Source organism: Microcoleus sp. BM001215392, from assembly GCF_036700185.1.
Taxonomy (GTDB): Bacteria; Cyanobacteriota; Cyanobacteriia; order Cyanobacteriales; family Microcoleaceae; genus Microcoleus.
Genome location: NZ_JAUBOJ010000383.1, coordinates 1 through 7088 on the forward strand (window position 1 = coordinate 1; position 7088 = coordinate 7088).

At 46.8% G+C, this 7088-nt stretch carries 6 protein-coding genes and 1 tRNA gene; all 7 read right to left on the bottom strand.

From position 1 onward, the window contains the following. Positions 1-240: 240 nt before the first annotated feature. Entirely contained in the window at positions 241-1200 is a 960-nt protein-coding gene (locus QT974_RS28475) for an RNA polymerase sigma factor, RpoD/SigA family (protein ID WP_333471751.1), read from the bottom strand. 373 nt (positions 1201-1573) lie between these two features. Beyond that, positions 1574-1852: a transposase gene (locus tag QT974_RS28480; protein ID WP_333471752.1), complete on the bottom strand. Its 279-nt coding sequence runs from the start codon at positions 1850-1852 to the stop codon at positions 1574-1576. Beyond that, positions 1806-2774, bottom strand: coding sequence for an RNA-guided endonuclease InsQ/TnpB family protein (locus tag QT974_RS28485; protein ID WP_333471753.1), 969 nt, complete (start codon positions 2772-2774; stop codon positions 1806-1808). Before QT974_RS28485 ends, QT974_RS28480 begins: the two co-directional genes overlap by 47 nt. 630 nt (positions 2775-3404) lie before the next feature. Further along, entirely contained in the window at positions 3405-4181 is a 777-nt protein-coding gene (locus QT974_RS28490) for a TrmH family RNA methyltransferase (protein WP_333471754.1), read from the bottom strand. Positions 4182-4258: 77 nt separating this feature from the next. Then, positions 4259-4340: transfer RNA gene (locus QT974_RS28495), tRNA-Leu, on the bottom strand. A 613-nt stretch (positions 4341-4953) separates the two neighbouring features. Next, positions 4954-6042, bottom strand: coding sequence for an alanine dehydrogenase (gene ald / locus QT974_RS28500; RefSeq protein ID WP_333471755.1), 1089 nt, complete (start codon positions 6040-6042; stop codon positions 4954-4956). 105 nt (positions 6043-6147) lie between these two features. Next, positions 6148-7088, bottom strand: a 941-nt coding sequence (locus QT974_RS28505) for a class I SAM-dependent methyltransferase (RefSeq protein WP_333471756.1), incomplete at its 5' end; no start/stop codon positions are given.

The window sequence follows — 7088 nt, forward strand, 5'->3', positions numbered from 1 at the left end:
TGTAGCAGGACAGTCCTAACAACCGAGTGAGCACAACCGAATTAAAGGCGGCGGTTTTTACGATTGAAGAACGGGGATTGCGCGATCGGGCATTTGGGACCGATCGCCAATCACCGAATACCAGGGGTTTGAAGCCCTTACTCAGGTCGGCAGATTGTGATCAGAACGGAGTTTAAATCTCCGTTCTGATCACTTCGCCCTCAACTGTCAACTGTCAACTGTCAACTGTCAACTGTTGACCTAGCTGGCAAGATAATCGTTGATATCTTGCTTGCGCTTGCGGAGTTTGGTCAAAGCTTCCCGTTCTATTTGCCGCACCCGTTCCCGACTGATATTCAGACGATCGCCTATTTTGGCCAAAGTTAAGGTTTGCCCGTCTTCTAAACCGAACCGCAAGGCGAGGACTTCTCGCTGTTGCTGGGTAAGTTCCGCCATCAGGTGGTCTAAGTCAGTCCGCAGGGAAGATTGCAGGGCAAAATCTTCCGGGGTAGTACCCGTATCTTCGAGCAAATCGCCCAACTCAGTATCTTGATTGTCTCCCACGCGCAAGTCCAGCGAAAGTGGCAGGCGCGCGCGATCGAGATATTCGCGAATTTGCTTGGGAGTCAAATCTAACTCTGACGCCAATTCAGCAGCAGTAGCCGCGCGGCCGAGCTGCTGAGCTAGCTGGCGCTGAGCCTTTTTTATTTTGTTGAGCTTTTCGGTAATGTGGATCGGTAAGCGGATGGTGCGACCTTTTTCGGCGATCGCCCGAGTAATTGCCTGACGAATCCACCAATAAGCATAAGTTGAAAATCTGTAGCCCTTAGTCGGGTCAAATTTTTCTACTCCCCGCTGCATCCCGATCGTACCTTCCTGAATGAGATCGAGTAAATCTACATTGCGCTTGATATATTTTTTGGCAACAGATACTACCAGGCGCAGGTTAGCTTCCACCATGTGGCGCTTTGCCCTTTCCCCGTGGTCGATCGTCCGCTGCAACTGTTCCTCAGACAGCCCGACTGTCTGTGCCCATTCAGCCGCCGTCGGGTCGCGGCCTAACTCTTCGGCTAAAATATTTTTTTCCTGATGCAGTGCGGCTGAGCGCTGTACCTGTTTCCCGTAGAGTATTTCTTGCTCATGGGTCAACAGCGGAACGCGACCGATTTCCCGCAAGTAAGCGCGAACAGAATCTGTATCTGAGGACTTAAGAGTTTTCATGAGCTTTTCCCGCTGAGTATCTGTGCCTCTAAAGGTTTGCGGCGTAGCAAACCTCTAGCTTTAGCTGGGAAGGAAAGCGGGCGGGGACTTGCGCTTTTCTTCCATTTAAAGAGGCTTATTTTTATCGTAGCTAGTTGCTACTCCCAGTCAGAACCCTCTCAGGTTAGGTTTTGCTTGGGGGTTCACAATGCTACTTATGTTAAGAATCTTAACATTTCTGAGAGCAGTTGGCTACATTTCTTCACATTTACTTCATGGAAGCCTGTACTGTTGCTACGAGAGTACCCGCAAACAAGCTTTGCAGTTGCATCATGTTAAACAAAATGCGGTGACATACTCCTACACTGATGCTGACGCATACAGTGTAGGCTTCTCAGTGACCCCTGCTATTGCATCGGCCGAGTGCCTGAGCTTTAAGAACGGAATGCCCTACCGCTCTGTGTTTGATATTGATTGCTGCATTGTGGTCACGGTCAAGGCTACATCCGCAATTGGGACATGAGTGCCACCGTTGAGAGAGTGCTTTCTTGACTTTGACCCCGCAGTTTGAGCAGTCTTGAGATGTACCGTTTGGATTCACCGCAATCGTGAGCAATCCGGCTCTTTCAGCCGGGAATTGAGAGAATTTGCAGGAATTGACCCCATCCAGCATCGTTTACCGATTTCGCCAATCTCGATTTAGCGAGTCCTTTGATGTTTAGCTTTTCATGTGCGACGTGCTTACCTTGAGACAGAAGTTTTTTCGCGACTTTGTAATGAAAATCCTTGCGAGTATTCGAGACTTTCAGATGTGCCTTACCGACTCGCTTAATCGCTTTCTTGCGGCGATTTGAGCCTTTCTTTTTGCGAGAAAGTGAGCGCTGCAATCGTTTCAGTCGCTTTTCTGCTTTTCGGTAGTGCTGCGGGATTGCAACCTCTTCACCCGAATCGTCGGTGAGAAACGACTTTAAGCCCATATCAATCCCGATAGTATTTTCCATCACTGGAGCATCAGGACTGAGAACGGGTACAGAAGCATCTTCAAGACTCAGAACCACATACCAACCATCAACTTTACGGGTGACTGTGGCAGTCTTAATCTTGAATCCATCGGGTAACGGGCGATGCTGAATCAGCTTGATATTGCCAAAACTGGGTAATTTGATGAACTTACCCGCAATGCAATCTTGCTTCATCTGAGGGAACGTAAATGAGCGATATCGCCCTTGTCCCTTGAATCGTGGCTTCCCTGACTTTCTGCCGTTGCAATCTCCTTTCAACCATCGGTCAAACGTTTTCTTCACCCGCGCAATACAGTCTTGCAACACTTGAGAGTGAATCTCTGCGTACTCGGGAAACAGCGCTTTGGAATTCACCAGATCCCGCTTCTGAGAATAGAAATCAGGATTGTCTTTCAACTCTGGCAAGTAGCAAATCATCGGACACGCATGGATGTCACATCGATTTTGCTCATACCAGTTGAACCGCTCACCCAAACGATAGTTGTATTGTCTACGCAATAATTCCAACCATTCACCCATTGAGGCGATTTGGTCGGAAGTGGGACGTAAACGGTACTGGTAAGCGGTTCTCATTTCTGCGTCATCAATGTGATACTATAATGATAGCACGTTAATAGTATTATCAGTGTATGACCAAGAAAAAACCGTTACCAGTCTATCTAGATGATATTGAACGAGAGAAGCTAGAAAAGCTGGCTGATTCATGGGGTGTCAGTTTGTCTAACGCAATTAAGAGGCTGATTAGAGAATCAACGTCGTGATATCTGAGAGTTGGTTCATTGCAGCGCTGATACCGTCTCTCGTCAAACATAGTTCAGGTATCGCGCTGCAATTAACACGCCATTCATCTCACGCCAAATCAAAGATTATGGACGTGAGGCTTCTGTCTGTTCCAGCTAAATGTCAGAGGGGGAAATGAGGAGAGGGGAAGAGGGGGACAGGGGGAGATGGCAGGATTTGATGCTTTTTCCACAGCGCAAGTGAAACTTTTTCAAATCATGAATTTGAAGTTACAGATATTGATGCACCCGCCCCGCCCTACAGATAATGACTGATGACTGACGATCGTGTTCGGGAGCGAGGACAGCACTGATGACGGCTTTCCTGATGACCCAACGACCGGCTTCGGCTACGCTGGCTCACAAGTCGCTCAGGGCAAAGCTGATGACCAATGACCAATGACCAATGACCAATGACCAATGACTAATGACTTCTTTGACGCTGAGCTTCGTACAAGATCAGGGCGGAGGCGATCGACACATTGAGAGATTCTACGCCGCGGCCGAGGGGGATTTGGATTTGTCGATCGGCCAAACTTCTCAATTCTGGCGACAAACCAGAACCTTCGTTGCCCAAAACGATCAGAGTCGGCACTCGCAAATCAACTTCCCAATAAGTTAAACTGGCGTCGGCGACGGTTGCTAAAATTTGCATTCCCCGATTTTTATACCCGGAGACTTCGGCGGTCAAATCAGAAGTGACTGCTATTGGCAGCTTAAACCAAGCTCCTGCTGAGGCGCGCAGCACCTTGGGATGGTCTAAATCGGCGCTGTCTGAACTCAGCAGCAAGCCGTCGGCATTAGCAGCAGCGGCGGTGCGGACGATCGCCCCCAAGTTCCCGGGATCTTGGATGGTTTCTAAGGCTATACCTAAAGTTGAGATTTCTGCGGGGACTGTGGCGGTGCGAGGTGCGGTGGCGATAATCCCGTCAGGTTGGACTGTGGTAGCGATCGACTCTAAGACTTTGGCACTGACTAATTCTGTGCGATCGGCTAAACCAACAATTCTATCCCAAAGTTTCCCGTGCTGTTCCAGCCATTCGGGAGTACAGCAAACTGTTGCTAGCGGGTGTTTGGCGGCGCAAGCTTCTTCGAGCAAGTGCGTCCCTTCGAGTAAAAATAATTGTTGTTCCCTGCGTCCCTTCGAGCTGTGCAGCCTGCGGACTTCTTTGACTAGGGGGTTTTGAATACTTGTGAGCATTGTTCTTTAATTCAGCAGAGGGAATGGGGTTAATTGCCTGTATCGGGTTAACCCCAAACTTTTTCCTGCCTTTGGAATGCGGAACCCGGGACTTGAACCCGGAAGGCTTGCACCACATGAACCTGAATCATGCGCGTCTACCAATTCCGCCAGTTCCGCATCGGTCACGAATTACTACAGTGCACTATGTTTGCGCGTCTGTCAAGTCTTTTTGGCAATTAAATTTAAATTCTGCTCTCTGTCGGCAATAATTTGCACAAATTACTCTACTTGCCTAATTTTAAAATTTGTATGAGTCAAACTTTTTTTCGCGCGTTACAAAACTTCAAAAAAGCCTATTTATTGACTTTATTCTCATTTACTTGACGATTCTATTGGGTTTGGCTAATATCTTGCTATATGGTACTTTAGGCTTGTTATGACCAATTGAAATTTAGAGCCTCAAAGCCTAATCTTGCCGTTAAATCTGTTGCCATTTTTAGTCATTTTTTATCAAAAAGCCCAATTTGTTGACACTACGAAAACAAATAAATTTACATAACTTAATGGCTTTTTAGGGGGGATTGACAGAGGGGTTGATGTATGATATGTGGCTGTGGGAGAGGAGGAAATAGGCAGATCGTCCGAAGGAATTGAAATATACAATTTAAATGCTGTACAGCTTATTAGCTGAATCCAAAATCTAAAATTGATCGAGTCGGGTGCGTCAGAAGAGCGTTAGTTTATTAATAATTGAGAAGCTAGGATCTGACGCACCCTACAGGATTTAGATTTAATCCGCCAAATCGGGGAAAACCTCACGCACAGCCGGATGCACCAGTCGGTGATTCTGTACGTTCAATCCCTTCGCCAAACTCGGATTCATTTCTAAAGCTTTAATTCCGTGATTGGCCAACTGCAAAACATAGGGCAAAGTGCTATTATTCAAAGCTTGAGTTGCAGTCCAAGGCACAGCACCCGGCATATTTGGGACGCCGTAATGCACAACTCCTTCCTCTACATAGGTAGGATTTGTGTGAGAAGTTACTCGCAAAGTTTCCACGCAGCCACCTTGGTCAACGGCTACGTCAACAATCACAGAACCGGGCTGCATTTTGGCAACAAATTCACGCGAAAGTAGCACCGGAGCTCTTTTTCCTAAGACTAAAACTGCGCCGATCAATAAGTCAGCATCGGGAACAACTGCTTCTATTTGCAAAGGACTGCTGTAGAGGTATTCTACTCTGGAACCGAATAGAGTTTCTAAATAAGCGAGTCGATCGACACTTACATCTAAAATCTGCACCCTAGCGCCCATTCCTACAGCAATGCGGGCTGCTTCTGTGCCGACGATTCCGCCGCCCAAAATCACAACTTTGCCCGGTGTTACCCCCGGTACGCCCCCCAAAAGCACGCCTCTGCCACCTTGCTGCCGTTCCAGGAACCGAGCACCGAACTGCACGGCCAAACGGCCTGCAATAATGCTCATTGGCGTCAGCAGGGGCAATTTCCTGTCCGGGAGTTCGACAGTTTCGTAGGCGATGGCTTGGACTCCGCTGCTGATTAAGTGCTCGGTTAATGTGCGATCGGCTGCTAAGTGCAAATATGTAAATAGCAACTGCTCTTTTTCAATCAGCGGGTACTCAGCTCTTAGCGGTTCCTTAACTTTAACAATTAGTTGCCGATTCCAGACATCTGAAGCCTTCGAGACAATCTTCGCCCCGGCTTGAATGTAGTCCTCATCGGCGAAACCAGCCCCAGCCCCAGCATTCGTTTCGACGAAAACTGTGTGGCCTTTGTCCGAACAAGCCCGGACACTCGTAGGGCTCAGTCCAACTCGAAACTCTAAATCCTTGATTTCCTTGGGGACGCCTATTTCCATACGTGATACTTTAAATCTCAGGCTGATGTCGATCGAATTTAACGCAAAAACCAGCTTCAGGGGGACAATACCATTGGAGATTTTAGATTTGGCAATCCGGCGGGGCTAGGAGAATATTTGTTTGATTTTCATCCACTGCGATCGCAATTTCCCAAATTTATCGTTTTCCATAAAGTCGATCGATCTTTTAGCCTGTTCCAACTCTAACTCAAGCTGCTGCATCCGAGCTTGCGAACCCTGCAACTCTGACTTAGCCTCCTGTAACTGAATCCGCACCTCCTTTTCCCCGGTATTTTTCTTGAGTGCAATATCGTGATAGCCTAGAGACTGAAGGGCAAAAAATACTATTTCCCAGTTATTCGCAATACAAAACTCATTAACTGCTTTCGCCACACCGTAAGGTATGAACTCGCCTACAGACCAATTCGTGTAATCGTTAAAAACCATCATACCGTCGGGCTTAACTTTAGGATAACCTTGCTGAATATCTTTGCAGACACCTTCATAGGCGTGGTCGGCATCGATATATATCCAGTCGAAATATTCATCAGGAAAGCTGCTTAAAATTGTCGAAGAATCGCCTTCGTGAAGCTCGACATTTCCCTGTTCTATCCCGTTTTGTAATAGACTATTTTCTGGTTGACTTAACTCTTGTTTAAACAAATCAAAACTATAATCTATGAGATGCAGTTTTTGGGGTTGTGTAATAGAATAAATCATCTCAGCAAAGCGCCCGTATTGAGTTCCAACCTCAGCCACCACACTATTTTTCGGCAGATATTCCAACATTTTCGCCCGACTTTCAACTAAGCGACAGTTCTTAACGTGACAATCTTGAAGAATTGGGGAAGAAATCACGAATGGATTATGATTCAGATTGCTCCATTTCTCGTCATTCCAGCCCTCAGTAGCGTTTAAAAAATTTTGTTTGTGTCTGATAAAGTCAAACATATTTTTATGATAATAAGTGAACTCGGAGCATTGCCAAAAAAATAGACTTGAATTGCATAAGTCTTCGATCGATACAGAAACCGCAGATGTCAGAC

Coding starts and splice junctions, on each gene's coding strand:
- QT974_RS28475 (WP_333471751.1), bottom strand. CDS start 1,200: ATGAAAACTCTTAAGTCCTCAGATACAGATTCTGTTCGCGCTTACTTG.
- QT974_RS28480 (WP_333471752.1), bottom strand. CDS start 1,852: ATGCTGGATGGGGTCAATTCCTGCAAATTCTCTCAATTCCCGGCTGAA.
- QT974_RS28485 (WP_333471753.1), bottom strand. CDS start 2,774: ATGAGAACCGCTTACCAGTACCGTTTACGTCCCACTTCCGACCAAATC.
- QT974_RS28490 (WP_333471754.1), bottom strand. CDS start 4,181: ATGCTCACAAGTATTCAAAACCCCCTAGTCAAAGAAGTCCGCAGGCTG.
- ald (WP_333471755.1), bottom strand. CDS start 6,042: ATGGAAATAGGCGTCCCCAAGGAAATCAAGGATTTAGAGTTTCGAGTT.